General features: G+C 38.6%; 12 protein-coding genes and 2 pseudogenes. 6 read left to right on the top strand and 8 right to left on the bottom strand.

Features of this window, described 5'->3' with window-relative positions; translation table 11 throughout:
• Positions 1-6: 6 nt before the first annotated feature.
• Positions 7-408: a GNAT family N-acetyltransferase gene (locus tag L654_RS0121830; protein WP_024590670.1), complete on the bottom strand. Its 402-nt coding sequence runs from the start codon at positions 406-408 to the stop codon at positions 7-9.
• A gap of 14 nt (positions 409-422) precedes the next feature.
• A complete protein-coding gene (locus L654_RS0121825) occupies positions 423-626 on the bottom strand; it encodes a DUF3283 family protein (protein ID WP_002962585.1) in 204 nt (67 codons plus the stop codon).
• Positions 627-744: 118 nt separating this feature from the next.
• Between L654_RS0121825 and L654_RS0121820 the strand changes: the two genes are divergently transcribed.
• A complete protein-coding gene (locus tag L654_RS0121820; protein WP_024609045.1) occupies positions 745-1,443 on the top strand; it encodes a transporter substrate-binding domain-containing protein in 699 nt (232 codons plus the stop codon).
• On the opposite strand, the gene L654_RS1000000127485 is transcribed toward L654_RS0121820, so the two are convergent.
• Both L654_RS1000000127485 and L654_RS0121810 read right to left on the bottom strand, forming a co-directional pair.
• Positions 1,440-1,685, bottom strand: coding sequence for a DUF1289 domain-containing protein (locus tag L654_RS1000000127485; protein WP_007586940.1), 246 nt, complete (start codon positions 1,683-1,685; stop codon positions 1,440-1,442). The two genes, L654_RS0121820 and L654_RS1000000127485, sit on opposite strands and share 4 nt — an antisense overlap.
• A 104-nt stretch (positions 1,686-1,789) precedes the next feature.
• The gene (locus L654_RS0121810; RefSeq protein ID WP_024590668.1) at positions 1,790-2,923 is read right to left on the bottom strand and encodes a 1-acyl-sn-glycerol-3-phosphate acyltransferase; all 1,134 of its coding nucleotides are present in this window, start codon (positions 2,921-2,923) and stop codon (positions 1,790-1,792) included.
• 387 nt (positions 2,924-3,310) lie between these two features.
• Between L654_RS0121810 and L654_RS0121805 the strand changes: the two genes are divergently transcribed.
• Entirely contained in the window at positions 3,311-4,255 is a 945-nt protein-coding gene (locus tag L654_RS0121805) for a D-2-hydroxyacid dehydrogenase (RefSeq protein WP_024609044.1), read from the top strand.
• 185 nt (positions 4,256-4,440) lie between these two features.
• Positions 4,441-4,821: a DUF3192 domain-containing protein gene (locus L654_RS0121800; RefSeq protein WP_024590666.1), complete on the top strand. Its 381-nt coding sequence runs from the start codon at positions 4,441-4,443 to the stop codon at positions 4,819-4,821.
• A gap of 277 nt (positions 4,822-5,098) precedes the next feature.
• Here the strand turns inward: L654_RS0121800 and L654_RS0121795 are convergent, their stop codons facing one another.
• The 3 genes and pseudogenes from L654_RS0121795 to L654_RS0121785 all read right to left on the bottom strand — a co-directional run bounded on the left by L654_RS0121795 (position 5,099) and on the right by L654_RS0121785 (position 11,215).
• Positions 5,099-5,998: a diguanylate cyclase gene (locus L654_RS0121795; protein ID WP_007581985.1), complete on the bottom strand. Its 900-nt coding sequence runs from the start codon at positions 5,996-5,998 to the stop codon at positions 5,099-5,101.
• Positions 5,982-9,766 (bottom strand): annotated as a pseudogene (locus L654_RS01000000126590) (ATP-binding protein). The gene L654_RS0121795 and the pseudogene L654_RS01000000126590 overlap by 17 nt, the downstream one beginning before the upstream one ends.
• A gap of 51 nt (positions 9,767-9,817) precedes the next feature.
• Complete coding sequence (locus tag L654_RS0121785; RefSeq protein ID WP_024609043.1) at positions 9,818-11,215, bottom strand: PhoH family protein; 1,398 nt, start codon at positions 11,213-11,215, stop codon at positions 9,818-9,820.
• Positions 11,216-11,520: 305 nt separating this feature from the next.
• Here L654_RS0121785 and rapA point away from each other — a divergent pair, with 305 nt between their 5' ends.
• On the top strand, positions 11,521-14,415 hold the full coding sequence (rapA, locus tag L654_RS0121780) for an RNA polymerase-associated protein RapA (protein ID WP_024609042.1): 2,895 nt from the start codon (positions 11,521-11,523) through the stop codon (positions 14,413-14,415).
• 335 nt (positions 14,416-14,750) lie between these two features.
• Positions 14,751-15,524, top strand: a complete 774-nt coding sequence (locus L654_RS0121775; RefSeq protein ID WP_007581974.1) for a YggN family protein — start codon at positions 14,751-14,753, stop codon at positions 15,522-15,524.
• Positions 15,525-15,634: 110 nt separating this feature from the next.
• On the opposite strand, the gene L654_RS0121770 is transcribed toward L654_RS0121775, so the two are convergent.
• Complete coding sequence (locus L654_RS0121770; RefSeq protein WP_024609041.1) at positions 15,635-18,064, bottom strand: zinc-dependent metalloprotease; 2,430 nt, start codon at positions 18,062-18,064, stop codon at positions 15,635-15,637.
• A gap of 154 nt (positions 18,065-18,218) precedes the next feature.
• Between L654_RS0121770 and L654_RS0121765 the strand changes: the two are divergent.
• Positions 18,219-18,553: pseudogene (locus L654_RS0121765) on the top strand (fructose-bisphosphatase class I); the annotation flags it as partial.

Raw genomic sequence — 18,553 nt, 5'->3', positions numbered from 1 at the left:
TTATTATTATGGGTACTCTAGAGCGACTATATTTCGATGTTTGTAAGTATCAAAAAGTACTTGTAAAGCAAGAGTATATGTTAACACCTGGTTAAAACCAATAGCACAATATAAATCAACTACGTTTTTATATGCGAAGGTATTAATCATCTTATCTTGCGACTTTAAGAGTGTTGATAATAGCTGTTTAGCAACACCTTTACCGCGATGTTCCAGCACAACAAACATGGTAGATAAAAATAAGAACTCTGTTTTATCTTGCAGCCTACATGCTGCAACTATTTCATTATTATAGTAAGTAACCCATACCTTATCTTGTTTATTAGCCCGCCCTCTTACATTATGTTTTTTATAAAATTTATTAACGAGTGGAACTTTTAGCCCATCCAGCAACTTAACTATATACATTTTTATATCAACACTTAGCTAAGCATTAGCGCTAAATATTGCTCAAACTTTTGCTTCAAAACCATTTGTTCAGCCATTGGACGGCTATGGATTGTATTATAAACTTGCTCTCTCGTTTTTTTATTTCGCTTAATTTGATACGCCCAAAAAGACGCTTCATAATCTAACTGAATTTGGTATTTTTCTTCACGTGGCAATAGGCATAAATTAAAACTCACAATACTTCCTCATCCGCTTTTAAAATTATTTGATTAACCCCGAAACTGGGCAAGAGGTAATCTCCTTGTTATTATACGCGTCTTATTTTATTTATTTCTGTAGTAATTGGAACTGATAATGAATAGACATTTTAGTATCTTGTTATTATTGGTAAATTTATTTTTTAGTGCCTCTTGTTTTAGTCATCAATACAACCTCACTTTTAATCGTCCGCAAAGTACACCACAAGCTGATTATGCCTTAGAGTTATTAAAGTTAGCATACGCAGATATCGGTTTTAAAATACATATAATCGATTTTAGCCACCAAAATGCTTTGCTAGCTGCAAATAATGGCGTACTTGATGGGCAGTTAGGAAGAGATGCAAGCGTTGAAGAAAATTACGAAAACTTAATTAGGGTCGATTATGAGCTCTTTAAGTTTGACTTAGTATTATATAAAAACTGTTTACCTAGCAGTTTAGAACAGCTCGATAGCGTCGCAATTGTTGATGGCTACCCTGTCCAAGAGCATTATTTAGCAAGCACACAGTTTGCAGGGAATATTATTAAAGTTAAAAGCATGAATACCCAACTTAATTTGCTTGCTCAGAAAAAAGTACAGGGAGCTTTAATGATTAATTTTATAATGCAAAACAATGAGCTACCTTCACCTCAAGGTTGCTTTGTAAAAGAAGTGCTGAATACTTATCCGCTTTATCATTATTTAAATAAGCGTAATGTAAACTTGGTAGAAAAGCTTAAAATGTCATTAATTAACTTAACTAACAATGGCACTGTGTACGCACTAAGAGCCAAGTATGGATTAAGCTTTTAAAAGTCGAACCCTTGCTGCTGCGCCTGTGTGCTTGGCACTGCATTTTGCTGCTTTTTTTGAAGATAACGTTTGTAGCGCTGCTGGCACAAACTAAGCACCTTCTTTTTTTGGTCGTTAGTTAAGGTATTCCACGAAAAGCGTTCATCCCGACTACGATAACACCCTTTGCAATACCCTCTGTTATTAACTAAGCAAATACTCTTGCAAGGACTTGGAATATCAAATATTTCAATTTGTTGCATGCATAAGTACCGCCAGTTGAAGAGGAGGTATTAGTATAGCGTTATTTTTGAGCAAAAAAAAAGCAGCAATTTAATTGCTGCTTAGTTTCATTGAGCTGTGAGTATTAATGTTCACAGCTATTAGTATTTATCTCTGTTTTACGGTGAAATGGCTTAGCGTACATAGCTAGCACTAATGGTTTTAACTCTTCAGGTACACAGGCTAAACGTTGTTCAAATGTTGCTGTATCAGGAGAGTCTATTACCGCATCTTTACAACCACCAGCGATGTAATTGCCTGGGTGTAAATAAAACGAATCAACAATTTGCCTATCAATTGTTTTAGCAAGCTCTTCAGCACTATCACATTTAGATTCAATTGGTTGCCCAAATGCTAAATGCACGTGCCCTTTAGCAGTACTAAAGCCTTCAACAATGCTCGCAATATCTTCACCAGCCGATTTAACGTACTCACCATGATGTTGCTTGTGGTAAAGCTCTTTGGCTTTAGCAATTGCACACGGCTCATATTGATAAGAAATAGAAACAGGCACTATTTTTAACTCTTTAATATAATCGCCAAACTCTTTCTTTTGTTTACGCCCATTTAATTGCAGCATTTTTAAAAGCGCAGGATCAGTTTGATCAAAACCGTCTTTTGCACGCCCTTCTTTTTGCGCAATCCAAATAGAATTTCCACCGACCACAGAATCGTAAATGTATGACGATAATTGAGTCAGTGCTTTTAACATCTCTTTTGGTGCTTTAGCAGAGCGCTTAACTATAAAGCTTTTATTTAGACGCATAAGCTCAGTAATGTAAGGTATTTGCAATAAATTATCGCCAATAGCAATACGCACTGTTTTCATTTTATGTTGGTATAAACCCCAGTTAACTAATGCAGGATCAAGCACTATGTCTCTATGGTTTGAAATAAATAAATAGGCCTGGTTAGCATCTAACTGTTCTAACCCAGAAAAGGTAACTTTTGATGTGGTGCGTTTCACTAGTTTATCTAAGTATTGTGCCACTTCATTTTGCACATCTTCAACGGTGCTTACTTTGCCCCATTTTTTGCGTAACTGACTTCTTACCATTGGACGCGCAATAAAAGGCACTGCCGATAAAAAGCGCGGTAAATTATACTTTGCTATTACATCAATAAACGCATCATCGTTAATTAAACGTGTAAGCGACGCCGCAACTTCGTCGTCGTTGTATGGGCGTATATCTGCGTATTTATCTTCTAATTCACTCATTACTACATCTACAATGTTAAAAAACGGTACGCCAAAGCGCACCGTTTATGTCTATATCCGATTATAACTCAGCCAATCTAAAATGCGAAATAACCAAAAAAACGATTTTTATTTTTAGCAACTTGCTTTAAAGCCGAGTTTAATTACCTTCTATGACCATGAGCTTGCTTAAAAGTGCAAAAATCTGATCAATCTAGCAAAATACCATGTTCTCAATCTGCTAGTGGGCAGACCACTAATACAAAGCCCTCTAATCATTTGGTAGTAATACCATTAACAAAGCCTTTCTTTCATAGTACCTTAAGCTCGTATTTTAGATTTTTGATGGATCGTAGGCATCTTTTTACGATTTTAACTCTTTCAGATCCACTTATTTTAGGGCTCATAATGAACATTACTATTCTTGATAACGCAACGTTAGCTAAAACGTCTCTTACTGGTATTGAACAACTTGGTAAATTAACGACTTATGAACTTACTAGCCCAGAGCAAGTTATTGAACATTGCCAAGGTGCTGATGTATTAATCACTAATAAAGCAGTTTTAAATCGCGACACGATTAGCAAACTTACACAGCTTAAATTAATTTGTGTAAGTGCAACTGGTACTAATAATGTTGATCTAGAAGCCGCTAAAGAATTTGGTATTGCCGTAACTAATGTAGCTGGCTATTCAACACCTTCTGTTGTTCAACATACGTTTTCTTTAATTACTAACTTACTGGGTAACACACACCGCTATCAGGCGGATTGCCAGCAAGGCGCGTGGCAAAAAAGTGAAATGTTTTGCATACTCGATTACAGCTTTAACGACTTACAAGGTAAAACATTTGCCATTATAGGCGGTGGTACGCTAGGTAAAGGCGTTGCTAAAGTGGCTGAGGTATTTGGCGCAAATGTTATTGTTGCAGAGCGCAAAGGTGTTAAATGTCGCGACGGTCGTACGCCTTTTGAAGACGTCATTAAAACAGCCGATATAATCAGCGTACACTGTCCGCTAACAGATGAAACACGTGATTTAATTGCACTTAATGAGCTTAAAATGATGAAGCCAAGCGCTATAATTATTAATACAGCACGTGGTGGAATTATTAACGAATCCGACTTAGCTACAGCGCTTGAGCAAAACCTAATTGCTGGAGCCGGTGTTGATGTACTAACTAAAGAACCAGCTGAGCTTTCAAACCCACTTGCTAATTACAAAGGTAATAACCTTTTACTTACTCCACATATAGCATGGGCAAGCACCGAATCTATTGTGCGTTTAATTAATGAAGTAAGTTTAAATATTGCTGCATTTAATAAAGGCGAATCACGCAACCGCTTGGTGTAGTGATTTTATTGTAGTAATCAAATAAGCTAAAAAATGGCTGTTTTTACTAATACGTTTAATATTTTATTAGATAAAAACAGCTTAACTCACTTAACAAACTGATTAATAACAACTTATAAATATGGTCTACTCTTTGCTTTAATACAGCTAATAACCAATTAAAAATCTTATTAAGGTAAATAAAAATGAAAAAATCACTTTTAGCAGCCGCTTTAATCGCTCCATTTTTAACAGGCTGTGTTATTGCCGTATCAGATGGTGAAGCTGAGACTCATTGGGCTGGTAAGAATTCATCTAGCTGGCAAGCACAACATAAAAATAATCGTGAAGCTATATCAGAGCTAAAAATGGATAGCAGTTATCAATCTGTTTTAACGCAATTAAAAACGCCTAACTTCACAGAGCTATTAAAAAAAGATGACGATGTATACCAAGTACTTTTTTATGTAACTCATAGCAAGCATTCAGATTCTAAAACAACGAAAGATGAATGTACGCCACTTGTATTTAAAAATGATAAGTTAGTGGGCATTGGTGAAACCGCTTTAGGTATGATCACGCAGTAACCTATAATACCAATCCGCAATAATACTTAATCATTTTGCGGGGCTAAACGTGTCGCTACCTGTGTTAAAAAACTCTCATTTACGACTGCATGGATGCAGAAGGTAGAGCAATGCAGGAGCAATTGCCGAGAACAACTAAATAGCGAATTTTTTGCCTAGCTATCAACACGTTTTTCCATTCTCAAAATAGATCACTTAATTAAGCGAATTGGTATAAAAAGTGTTTAATACGAAAAATGCCAATATATGAATATTGGCGTTTTTGTATATTAAGTTTTTAGAGTGCAACTATTCTATCTCGCCCTGCATCTTTAGCGGCATATAGGCCTAAATCGGCCTCTTCTAATAACGCTTGCTCAGCATACACTTTTCCACTTTGAGTAGTGGCAATACCTATACTAATAGTGATGTGGTCTGCATTTAATGAGCCTTTATGTTCTATATTCAAAGCATTTACAGCATTGCGTAATTTGTTAGCAAACTCCATAGCCTCATGCCTATTCATTCCAGGTAATACAGCTGCAAATTCTTCACCACCATAACGAGCTATAAAGTCACTACCACGTTCACATTGAGCTGCGAGTGCTTGTGCAACATCCTTTAAACATTCATCGCCAGCACGATGTCCGTAGCAATCGTTGTAACGCTTAAAGTGGTCTATATCCATAAGTAACACCGATAGCGGGGTTCCACTGCGTTTACTTCGGCGCCATTCACGAGCTAAGTTTTCGTCTAAGTAGCGTCTATTTGGGATTTCAGTTAAGCCGTCGATTGAGGCTAACATTTCTAGCAGATCATTTTTTTGCTTTATAAGTAATTGGTTACGTACTCTAACGCGCACAATAGAAGGGCTAAATGGCTTAGTGATATAATCCATAGCACCGAGTTCTAGGCCCTTAGCTTCGTCGTCATGGCTACGATTAGCTGATATAAATATAACGGGGATCGATTGAGTTATCGGATTTTCTTTAAGTTGCACAAGCACTTCATAGCCGTCAATTCCTGGCATAATCACATCAAGGATAATTAAATCAACTTGCGCAGTTTTTACAAAGGTCAGTGCTTTTTCACCACTTTCAACTAAGAATACGTCGTGTTCTACTTTAAGTGTTTTTTCAAGTACTAATCTGTTGATTGGATCATCATCTACAATAAGTACTTTAGCTCTTTTCGACATCCCTAGCCCCTACCCCTTTTATAAAAACAATTACCTGTTCTAACTGCATAATAAGCTCTTTCAGTGTTATTTCAACAGGCTTGTTAGTTGTTTTAAGTGTTCTTTCACACAATAAAGCGCAGTGAGACAATCGTCTAAAACCTAAATTACCTGCTACACCTTTTATACTATGCACTAAGCGTACCAAATCATCCTTATTGGTTGTTTCTTCTATTTGCAATAGCTGGGTTTCGCATAAATTAGCAAATTTATCAATCATTGTATTGAGGAGCTTTTCATCCATACTAAACTGCGTTAATGCGAATGATTTTTCAAAAAAGCTTGGTTTAACTAAGTTTAAATCGGCAATTGCATCAATAAGTACCTTAGCAACAACAGGTTTAGTTAAGTGCTTATTCATACCACACTTTAAAGAACGTTCAATATCAGCGGGTTCACAATGAGCCGTTAAAGCAAAAATAGGCAGTTGCTTTGCGTCAAACTGTTGACGAATTAAAGCCGTAGCTTGGCAGCCATCTATTTGCGGCATTTGTACATCCATTAATATTAAGTCAGGCTTTAAAACTTGCAATAATTCCATGCCGATAGATGCGCTTAAAGCGGTAACAACACTTACGTTTGCTTGGCGTAATACACTGCTAATTATTTCTAAATTAAGTTGATTATCATCAATGGCTAATACAAGTAGACCCGATATATCAACTTTAGTTTCAGCAATATTATATATTACGGCATTGGTACTAGCTTTAGGCTGTTGCTGAGAGTTCAAGCTAAATAGCCTTTGTCCCAATGCCGATGCTTTAACGTGATGCGCAGCTAAATGCTCACTTGTTGGTAAATTAAGTGTGTGCTGATGATTAATAATAATTACCGATGTTTCTTTAGCTGATAACGAATCATTAATTGCTTCAACATTTAAAAGTGCAGGTAAATCGGCCGCATCGATTATTATTTGCTGAGTATTGGAGAGCTTAATTGGGTATTTGAGTACTTCATCTAAATTAATATTAGCAAGCTCTGTATAAGCATTTGTTACTTGCTTAAGCTCTTTGCTTTGATCCGATAAAATAGCCAATGTATTAGTCGGTAACATCGTATTTTTAGTGGTATCAACCAAAAAGCTAACGCTGAAGTAAAACTCACAGCCATGGCCTTTTTTACTCTTTAAAGCAATCTCCCCTCCCATTAATGACACCGCATGTTTAACAATCGCTAAACCTAACCCAACACCATGATGTATACGTGTTGAAGACTCATCACCTTGCGTAAAGGCGTCAAATAAACGCCTCTGATCGGCTTCATCTATACCCATCCCCGTATCAATTACTTTAAAGCAAATATGCTGTTGCTCTAGGCTATCACTTTCAATAAGTTCCATTTTTAAAGTGATAGAACCTGTTTTTGTAAACTTAACAGCATTTGTTAATAAATTACCTAATATTTGCTGTAAGCGAATGCTGTCGCATATCAAATCAGGCGCTATTAACGGGTCAATATCAATAACAAATTCAATACCTTTTCCTTCGCACAATGGAGCCGTTAAACTTTCGCAGATATCCACNGTTTTAAATCGGTTTGCGAACTTTCTATGCGTGCAAAATCAAGCATTCTATTGAGCATTAGCAACAAGCTTTGTGCTGCATGCTTAGCTTGATCCGTTTGTTGTAATTGCTTTTGCGTTAATCCTTGCTCAATAAGCATATCAAGCAGCCCTAAAACAGCATTAAGAGGAGTGCGTATTTCATGGCTTAAATTGGCTATAAAGCGACTTTTAGCAAGGGTTGCTCGTTCGGCATCTAGTTTTGATTTAGTTAATGCGCTCACATCCTGAATGTGAATAACATAATAAGCTGGGTCGCGGTTTTCATCCCATACAAGCGATACACTAAGTTGTAACCAACTTGTTAAGCGCCCTTGAGCAAGCGTTAAGTGGTATACGCGTTTTTTGTCATCTAGCAATTGCGCTAAAGTGCTTTTTATTTGCTGCCATTGAGTATCGTCAAACAATGCTTTTAACTGCTCACCAACCAGTACTGGCTGTTCAGAAAACTGCTTTCTTGCTGCTTTATTTACTTGTAATATTGTGTGCTCAAGCGAGAGTAGAACCACGCAGTTAGCCGCAAATTCAATCGCACTTCTAAATTTAGATTCTGATGCTTTTAAGGCCAATAATGCTTGTTGCTGTTCGGTAATATCGCGACCAATGCCCATAGTCCCTAATAGATGTTGGTGCTCGTTATAAAAAGGCGCAATAGTAAGTTGATACGTTTTTTTATCGGTTTCTATTCGTTGTTCAACACTGTTTCTATTTTGTAATACTTGTTTTTCAAGCGCATTTATTTGTTGATCGTTATCACCTAAATCATCTACATATTTACCGACTAATGTAGTTTGATCTTTACCGATGTACGCCTCAAATGCTTTATTGCATCCTAAGAATGATCCATCAATATTTTTAAAATAAATAAGATCTGGCACACTGTTTAGCATAGTGTTGAGCAAAGCCAAGTGGCGCTCTTTTGCTTCGTAACTGCGGCTTAGCTTTTCTGATTGCAACTGAACTTGGTCGTCCAGAGCTTTATTTGCACTTTGTAATGAATCAACTAACTGTTTGTTTTTAGTAAATACCCGCTTCACTTTAGAAAACCAAGGTTGCCAGCTTAGCGGTACTTTATAATCGAGCTGCACTTTTTGCTGTGTACCGTTACTCTCTAGGTACGACATTAAGTGAGTCATTGGTTTTACAAAAATGCGCTGACTTAACCAAAAAAACACGCCAAACATAATACTTAAAAATAGCGTTAAAAATGCAAACTCTAATAGTATTTCATACTTAATTGGGCTTATTAGTTGGGGTTTGTGCTCGTAAAATGCTGCGTGAATAGGTAACTCATCCATAGGCTGCATAAAGTAATTACTATCACTAGTTAATACTGTTTTTTTACTGTGGTGCTGGGCCAAATCAGGCCAATAATTTTTTAATGCTGTTGCTTGCTCTATTAACTGTTTAGAGCTGGCGATAACTTGATGTGATTGGTTCATAAAAACGTATTCACCACTGTTCGGTGAAACCTTTTTTAACCACCCAGAAATTGCCTGAACATCATAAATCAAAATAATGTAATCGGCTGAGCCAGTGCTTCGTTGTCGGCCAATAGCAAAATACGACTTATCATTCACTTTAACAATAGGACTTGAAGTAAGTTTGTTTGGTGAAAATTTTGGCTTGAATTTTCCATTTAGAATTTCAGTAAGCATTAAACTTTGGCTTTTGTTGCGCCTGCTTACATAAGCAAAACCATTATTATCAACATATGCTACACCCGATAACGACTGCATTAATGCAAGCGTTGTATTAAACGAAGGCCCTAATGCAATCGCCTGTTGCCACTGTACTAATGCCTTAGCAGATAACACAAACTCCCCCTTACCTACAATTTCAGTGCCTTGCTCACTAAAGTGACGGTAATAGTAACCATCATATTGATTTATGCCCTCGAGTAAGCTTTGGTTTATTTTTGGATAGGTCGTTTGTTCGTATAAGCTAAACATTGTGGTAAGTAGGTTACTCACCGACTCCATCCCATGAGTAACCTGTGCTGAAACATTCGTAAAATCGGCTTCGCGTTTTTCAACCGCCCGCTCAAGCTTTATATTATATAAGTGCAAGCACAGTAAAAAAGCGACAATCAATGGCACTAAAAGCGCAATAAATAATGAACGATAATAATGCTTCAGAGGTAAAAAATTCAATGTACTGCCTGCCATTTGGCCCGAAAATCAATCGATAGACTATCGAGCCAATTTGTTAAGCGCAAGTTATAAATTTTCTTCTGCAAATGACGCTAAGCGACTACGTACAACACCGTTGAGGTTTATAGTTGCGCTGCCTTCAAAGTTTTTAAAGCGCTCTACTATGTACGTTAAGCCCGATGTTACTGGCGTTAAATAGTTACTATCTATTTGCGCCAAGTTACCCGTACAAATTAATTTAGTACCTTCGCCGCAGCGAGTAATAATCGTTTTAAGTTGAGATGCCGTTAAATTTTGGCTCTCATCTAAAATTACCACCGCATTTTGAATGCTACGCCCACGCATAAAGTTAACCGATTTAAACTGAACATTAGCCTTCTCCATAATATAGTTTCGGCTTGATATCGGATTTTCGTCGCCTTTGTGCAATACCTCCAGCGTATCGGTAATGGCTGCAAGCCATGGCGCCATTTTTTCCTCTTCAGTGCCTGGTAAAAAGCCAATGGACTCTGCTATTTCTGGCGTATTACGAGTGACTATTACTTTATCGTAAATACCTTTTTCGATGACCATTTCAAGGGCGCTGGCAAGTGCTAACAAGGTTTTACCGCACCCTGCTGGTCCTGTTAAAATAACAAGTTCAATACTTGTATCGAGCAGCGCATCAAGCGCCATTCCCTGATAAATATTTTTTGGCTTAACGCCCCATGCTTGTTGATGCATTAAACGCTCAACACCAATATCTTTTAGCGTTATGTGCTCGTTATCGTACGATTTAACACGCGCCGCAAACTGATCCCCTCCATCAAGTAAATATTCATTACAAAATACATCAGGTATTAAGTTTTTAGGCACATGATGAAACGTATCTCGTCCGTGTTGCTGCGTATTACACTCCCCTACATGGTCCCAAAAATCACCTTCAATTTTTTTATAACCACTAGTGAGCAAGCTTATATCGTCAATAAGTTGGTCGGTACGATAATCCTCAACATATTTAAGCCCTGCGCCTTTGGCCTTTAAACGCATGTTTATGTCTTTTGTTACTAATATAACTTTTGAGTCACTGTGCTGCTTTTGTAAATACACGGCGCAATTAATAATACGGTGGTCGTTTTCGTTTCCCGGCAGACCAGAAATGGAGTCGGCAAATAAATGGTCGTTTACAATAATGAGGGTACCTGCAGAGCTCGCTTTTGCCTTTTTGTTACTCGGCAGCGCCACGCCTTGTAGCATTTGCTCGGGCGTTGCATTTTTAAGTACTTCATCTAATCCACGAATAGCGACGCGCGCATCGCGGCTTACGTCGTGTTTTCTGTCTTTTATGTGGTCGAGTTCTTCAAGCACTGTCATCGGAATTACAACGTCATGTTCTTGAAAAGACAAATAAGCGAGGGGTTCGTGAAGTAGTACGTTGGTATCTAGCACATACATTTTACTTTCAAGGTTCGAAGCTTTTTCCATAGCACTTTCCTTACGTTTTATGATTTTTATGCTATACCAAAATAACTAAGTAAAACGGGCAAAACTTAAACCTGCAATACTTAATTGCCAAGGCATAATGTAAGTTTAGTCTATTTGTCATAAAAGTCCGTTTTATTACAAACTGTAATTAGTTTTGATTTACCTAAAAAAGAGTCATAAACAAGTTGTTTTAATAGTAATAATTAACACTTACAAAATTAATTAAAAGTGAGCCAAATAGCGCCTTGCAGTGGTGTTAGCTTACAGGTAACATAGCCGCCTTTTTCATCATAGACGAGACATACATGAATTTTTCCTTAGGTCAGCGTTGGATCAGTGATACAGAGTCAGATTTAGGATTAGGCACCGTTGTTGCCATTGAAGGCCGTCAGGTCAGCATATTATTTCCTGCCAGTGGTGAGAGCCGTGTTTATTCTTCGGCAGAAGCACCTGTTACCCGTGTGGCATTTAATCCTGGCGATGTGATCAAAAGCGTTGAAGAATGGGAATTAGAAGTAGAGTCTATTGAAGTACAAGGCGAGTTACTGTGTTATCACGGCACCCGTGTTGATAACGGCGAAACTGCCAAACTTAAAGAAACCTTTTTAGATCATTTTATTAAGTTTAATAAACCACAAGATCGTTTATTTGCGGGCCAAGTCGATCGTTTTGATCGCTATACACTTCGCTACCAAACGTGGTTACATAAATTTGAACGTGAACAATCGCCTATTAAAGGCTTAATTGGTCAACGTGCTAATCTTATTCCGCACCAGCTTTATATTGCCCAAGAAGTGGGTAAACGTTTTGCACCACGCGTACTTTTATCAGATGAAGTAGGCCTTGGTAAAACAATTGAAGCAGGCATGATTTTACATCAACAAATTATTAGTGGTCGTGCGAGCCGCGTACTTATTGTTGTACCAGAAAATCTACAGCACCAATGGTTAGTAGAAATGCTACGCCGCTTTAACTTACACTTTTCTATTTTTGATGAAGAACGCTGCGACGAAGCGTTTGCAGATTCTCCAAACGTGTTCGATACAGAGCAACTAGTACTTACCAGTCTTGAGTTTTTAACCAAGAAAAAACGCTGGTTTGAACAAGCAACACTTGCTGATTGGGATTTACTAGTTATAGATGAAGCCCATCACCTAAGTATAAATAACGGCAAGCCAAGCTCAGAATACCAACGTATGGCAGAGCTTAGCCAAGATATTCCTGGCCTTATTTTACTTACCGCAACGCCTGATCAACTTGGTCACAGCAGTCACTTTGCACGTTTACAGTTACTCGATCCTGACCGTTTTTACGACTACGACGTGTTTAAAGAAGAAGAAGCAAATTATAAAGACGTTGCTGAAGCTGCAAATCAATTACTGCAAGAGCAAGGGCTAGACGACACAGCCAAAGCCACGCTAATTGAGCTATTAAAAGAAACCGATATTACTGATATTCTTGAAAAAGCACAGCAAGGTGATTTACCAGCACGTAAAGAAATACTTAACATGCTGCTCGATCGCCACGGCACGGGTCGTATATTATTCAGAAATAGCCGCAGCGGCATTGATGGCTACCCAAGTCGTAAATTACACGCCTACCCTATGGCACTGCCAAAGCAGTATAAAACGGCTATGTCGGTTCTCGGTAATATGGGCGGCATTCAAAACCCTGAACTAAGTGCACACCGTGCTCTTTTTCCTGAAAAAATATTTCAAGAGTTTGAAGGCGAAAGCGCAAGCTGGGGTCTATTCGATCCACGTGTAGATTGGTTAATCGACACTCTTAAAACGCTTAAGCGCGAAAAAGTACTACTTATATGTGCTAAAGCTGAAACAGCTATCAGCCTTGAGCAAATACTGCGTGAACGCGAAGCCATTAAAGCGTCGGTATTTCACGAAGGCATGTCTATTATTGAGCGTGACCGCGCTGCTGCATTTTTTGCAGACGAGTACGATAATGCACAAATATTACTGTGTTCAGAAATTGGCTCAGAAGGTCGTAACTTCCAGTTCTCGCATCACTTAGTATTGTTTGATTTACCATTGAACCCTGATTTACTAGAGCAGCGTATTGGTCGATTAGACCGTATAGGTCAAACGCAAGATGTGAACATTCATGTTCCATATTTTGAAAACACCGCTCAAGAAGTATTACTACGTTGGTATAACGAAGGTCTAGATGCATTCGAATCTACCTCGTCAACAGGCCAAATGCTTTATAAAGAGTTCCGCGATGATTTACTTGAATATATTTCTGCGCATAACTGCGATGAAGACGAGCTCGATCCATTACTTGAGCAAGTAGCACAGCAAAATGCAGTACTGCGTAAAAAAATGGAAAGCGGACGAGATCGTTTACTAGAGCTACATTCATCGGGTCAAGGTGCTGCAGATTCACTTGTAGCTGAAATCGAAAAACTCGACAATCAGTTTGAATTACCAAGCTACATGATCAACGTGTTCGACACATTTGGCGTAAGCCAAGAAGATAAAGGCGAAAATACCATTATCTTAAAGCCAACTGAGCATATGTTAAACCCATCATTCCCATCGCTTAAAGAAGACGGTATGACCGTTACCTTTGATCGCGATACGGCACTTTCGCAAGAAGACGTGCACTTTGTTAGTTGGGATCACCCAATGGTGCAAGGCACCATGGATATGATTTGTGACGACGACTTTGGTAGCGCATCGGTTGCATTGCTTAAAAACAAAAAGTTACCGCCTGGTACCTTTTTTGTTGAGCTTATTTTTGTTGCAGAAGCAATGGCACCAAAAGTATTACAAGTTGGTCGCTTTTTACCGCCTACACCAATTCGTATATTGCTTGATAAAGCAGGTAATAATTTAGGTGAGAATGTGGCATTTGAAGGCTTTAATCAGCAGTTATCTGCCGTTGGCCGCCAAACAGCAAGTAAACTTGCGGGCGCATTGCAAAGTGCTGTTCACCCAATGATTACTACCGCTAAAGATATGGCACAAGAAAAACTTGAAGTTATTCGTGCAGCGTCGCTTGTTAAAATGCAAACGTCACTCAGTGAAGAGCAAGAGCGACTGGTAGCCCTTAAGCAGATTAACCCGAATATTCGCCAAGAAGAAATTACCTTCTACGATAAGCAACGCAACGACCTAACTACGTATATTGAAAAAACGCAGTTACAACTTGATGCAATTCGATTAATAGTAGTTTCACACTAGAGATTTTGGCTTTTAACCGCTAGCCTTCTAAGCTGACTCCAAAGTAAATTTGGAGTCAGCTATTAAAAGCTTAATTAACTAAATAGCTGTATCTTTTTAAACTTCATTTTTAAAACCACGTGTTCTTATTTAAATGTAAGCTAACCCTACCTCTTTAGCTTTATACTAAGTCCTTTGTTGTGCTATCTATTTTTCTCAACATAGCCGTATCTAAAAACTCAAGCTGCGCTCTAGACAGCTATTGTGTGAGATAGTTGATAGGTTTATTTTCCCTTGCATAAAGTTGTTTTTTTGTTAACCTACTCGCCTTCCATTTTAGTCTTTTTGAGGTGTTTATGGCGTTTCTATCTCGTTCGATATTGGCGTTGTCCATAGCGCTCTCAAGCAGCAGTGTCTTTGCTCAAGCCCAATGCGATGTTGAATTACGTCATGGTTTAATTATTACTGACGATGCGATTCGCATATTAGATAAAGGCCAGACTCGTGTACAAATTAATAACAATAACCAACTATTTATTCGCGGTTATTGGGTTGATTTAAGCGATGACGAAAGCAAAGTACTCGAACAGTTTAGTAATGGTATTCGCCACACAGTCCCCGAATTAGTAAATCTGGCTACCGATGGTGTTAACTTAGGTTTAAGCGCTATTGAACACGTAGTTGAAGGTATGTCAGACAAAGAACCTGAAGTACTTAAAACCCAACTAAAGTATGTAGAGCGCGCGCTAATGGATAAGTTTAAGCGCGGCGATGACTTCTTTTTTATAGCCCCTCAATCACTTTCGCAAATAGATGATTTTTTTACTAAAGAGATCAGCCAGCAAATTCACTCTGCAGTGCATGGATCGTTAGGTGCTATTTTGGTATCACTCGGAGATGCGTTTAAATCGCGTGAAGGTAATATAGAAGATCGCATTAACGACATGGGGCAACGCATGGATATTATCTCAAGAGAAATTGATAAGTCGCTACAAAAAAAGGCGCATCAATTAGAGCTTAAAGCTTCTGAGTATTGCGAATGTTTAAATGCACTCGATGTAACCGAGTCTCGCTTACAAGCAATAGTACCTGGTATGGCCGATTACGATTTAGTGCAAATAAAGTCTTAGAGTACGTATTCGTTTTTAAAATAAAATAACACCGAGTATAAATATACTCGGTGTTTTGCTTTATGATTGATTAAATGATTGATTAAAAATAAGCGCTTCTACTTTTTATTCTAAATTGGTGAGCCCGGTGGTATTAGCAGCACTTTAAAGTTATTTGGCCATTGCCCTTTAATTAAAAACTGATTTACTTGCTCAGCTAAATATTGCTTAAACGCACTCTCGCCAGTACTTGTATGGCTCAGCATTGAGTTTTGGTTAAAGTCTTCACTCAACTTAACTAGGTAGTAACGTAACTGCGCTTGCACTTCAGGGCTTGCACTATCGCTTGCTACTAAATCAGCCATAGCTTTTGCTGTTAAAAATTGCACGCGCTGAGTGATTTTACCTGTCATTGTATTAGGTGATGACACGTTAAACACTTGGCTATATAGCTCCTCAAGTAACTCATCTAAACTATAAAAGTCATTACTACGCGCTTGTTGCTGCGCTAAGCGATTTAAACGCTGTGCATTTAATAAAAGCGACAAGCTGTGCTGCACTGCAACCTCGGGTAATGCCATTGCATCGAGCGTTAACCCTGTGCGCCCAACTATGCTCTCGCGCGATTTAGACTCGCCATATGCTTTTGGCGGAATTAGCGATAACACAGATTCAGGAAGTAATAAGTTACTTGGCTTAAGCGTTGCAAAAATAGCGTTTACTGCTTCTTGCTGTGTTTTTTTATTAACGACTTGTGCGCCTTTTACGGGTGAGTCACCGCGTGTTTCGTATTCATAATCAACACCGGCTATAAGCTTAACCGCAGCCTCAACCTGAAAACGGTGAAACAGATAAAGCGGAACTAGTTTTTCCTCTAATTGCGATAATGAGTCGCCCGTTTTAATATTATTAATACCAAACTGCGAAAGCGCTTTTTTACGTACGTCGAGTACTCTTAAAAGTTCCTGCGAAGGATTAGTGCCGTTATCCCATAAATGAGCTGTTGGATGAGCGCCACCTTTAGCACGAGCATCACTATCTGATATAAACTCAAGGCCTTTGGCTTTGTTCTCTTTTAAAATAGCAGCAAGTTCTGCGCTTTCATCTTGGTTAGTAAAATCGCTATAGCCATATTTAATTACTTGGGTATCCCACACGCCCATGCCTGTTGCATAGCCGCGCGTTACATCAAGCTTACCTTGTTCATTAAAACTAAGTAGCGGATGTGGGTAATCCATTACTGAGGCTCTATCCCCTACCGATGCTGCAAAGTTATGAGAAATACCTAACGTGTGGCCAATTTCATGTGCGCTTAATTGGCGAATACGATCAAGCGCCATTGCTTGCAAGTTTTTAGCAACTTCATTGCCTTTTAAATAAGGAGCAGCGAGTGCTTCAGCTATTAAAATATCTTGGCGAACACGCAATGAGCCGAGTGTTACATGCCCTTTAAGTATTTCACCTGTACGTGGGTCGATCACCGAACTTCCGTATGACCAACCACGCGTTGCACGGTGTACCCATTGAATGACGTTGTAACGAATATCCATAGGGTCGGCGCTACTTGGCAGCACTTTTACTATAAATGCATTTTTATATCCTGCAGCAGTAAATGCATCGTTCCACCACTTTCCACCTTCAAGCAAAGCGCTTTTAACGGGCTCTGGAACGCCAGGATCAAGGTAATAAACAATTGGTTTAACAGGCTCACTAATAGGTAAGCTTGAATCCTTTTTAGTTAAACGATGGCGCGGTATATAACGCACGTACATAGAGTCACCAAGCGGCGCTGCGTAATCTTTATGCTCTATACTCCAAAAACCTGATTGAGGATTAAACTTGCGCGGCGTGTAATTATCGTCTGGTAATTGAATAAGTGAATGGTGCATGTGTACGGTAAGTGAGTATGGGTCGGCACTTACTTGGCGAACAAATTCACCTGGTTTTGTGCCTTTAAATGTAAGTACGGCTTCAAGCTCGGTGTTTTTTACAAATGCTTTTGAGCGATTCATATAAACGGCGCTACGTGACTCATCAAGGCTAAAGTTACCTTGCTTACGCGCCGCAAGCGTTCGGCTTACGCCGTGTACATCACTTAATAAATAAGGTGTGTAATCAATAAGTGCTGTGGCTTTATCTTCTGCGACCACTTTAAAACCAGCAAGTATACTTGATGCAAACGCCTCTTTAATACTTTGCTGTTCGGCCTTGTTACTTGTGTTGGCACGATAGTAAGTATTTACAGCCCGCAGCATTACTTTGTCGCCAAAACGCTCAAACTGCACAAGGTGAGTATTACCAAGCTGACCTCTATCAAGGCCTATGTCGTTAGAGCCAATACCGTAAGGCAAGCTTTGCTGCAGTAAAAATTGTTGTTCAAACTTATCAACTTTTAAATATACTTTTCCGTTTTGGGTATCGTAAAAAAACGAATAATAGCCCGGAAAATGATTCATTTGCGTAGTAAATTCATCAATTGACTTAATTGCTGCGTGCGCTTGAGTTATGATAGAGCACAGCACAGTAAAGAATATGTAACTTAGTAGTGGTATTTTTTTCATAATCTTATCTTTGTTATTTGTGTTTTAAGTACGATTAGGTGGTCCCATTATAGGGTGCTATTTAAACAATACAGTTATTTAAGACGAATTTCAGCGCTCTAAGCTAATCTCTCTCACATTATGATTGGTTTTAACACGTTATCAGGAAAATAGAATGCGTAGACTCCCTCCAGTATTACTTGAAGATGGTTGTTCAAGAGAACTTTTATCATTAATTCGAACAATTTTAGCAGCATGTAAAGAAATTTCGTTTCGCGTTGGTCAAGGCGCGCTTTCTGGCGTATTAGGCTCAACCCTTGATGAAAACATTCAAGGTGAAACTCAAAAAAAGCTCGATGTATTATCTAATCAGCTGTTAAAAGATATTTTACTGGAATCAGGTACGGTTAAAGCAATCGCGTCTGAAGAAGAAGACTACACAGTAGCAGGTAACCCAGACGCTAAATTTATAGTGGCATTTGATCCACTCGATGGCTCGTCAAATACGGA

This window comes from Pseudoalteromonas sp. TAB23 (assembly GCF_000498075.1).
In the GTDB taxonomy this organism is placed as follows: domain Bacteria; phylum Pseudomonadota; class Gammaproteobacteria; order Enterobacterales; family Alteromonadaceae; genus Pseudoalteromonas; species Pseudoalteromonas arctica.
This window is presented reverse-complemented; position numbering and strand designations above follow the sequence as displayed.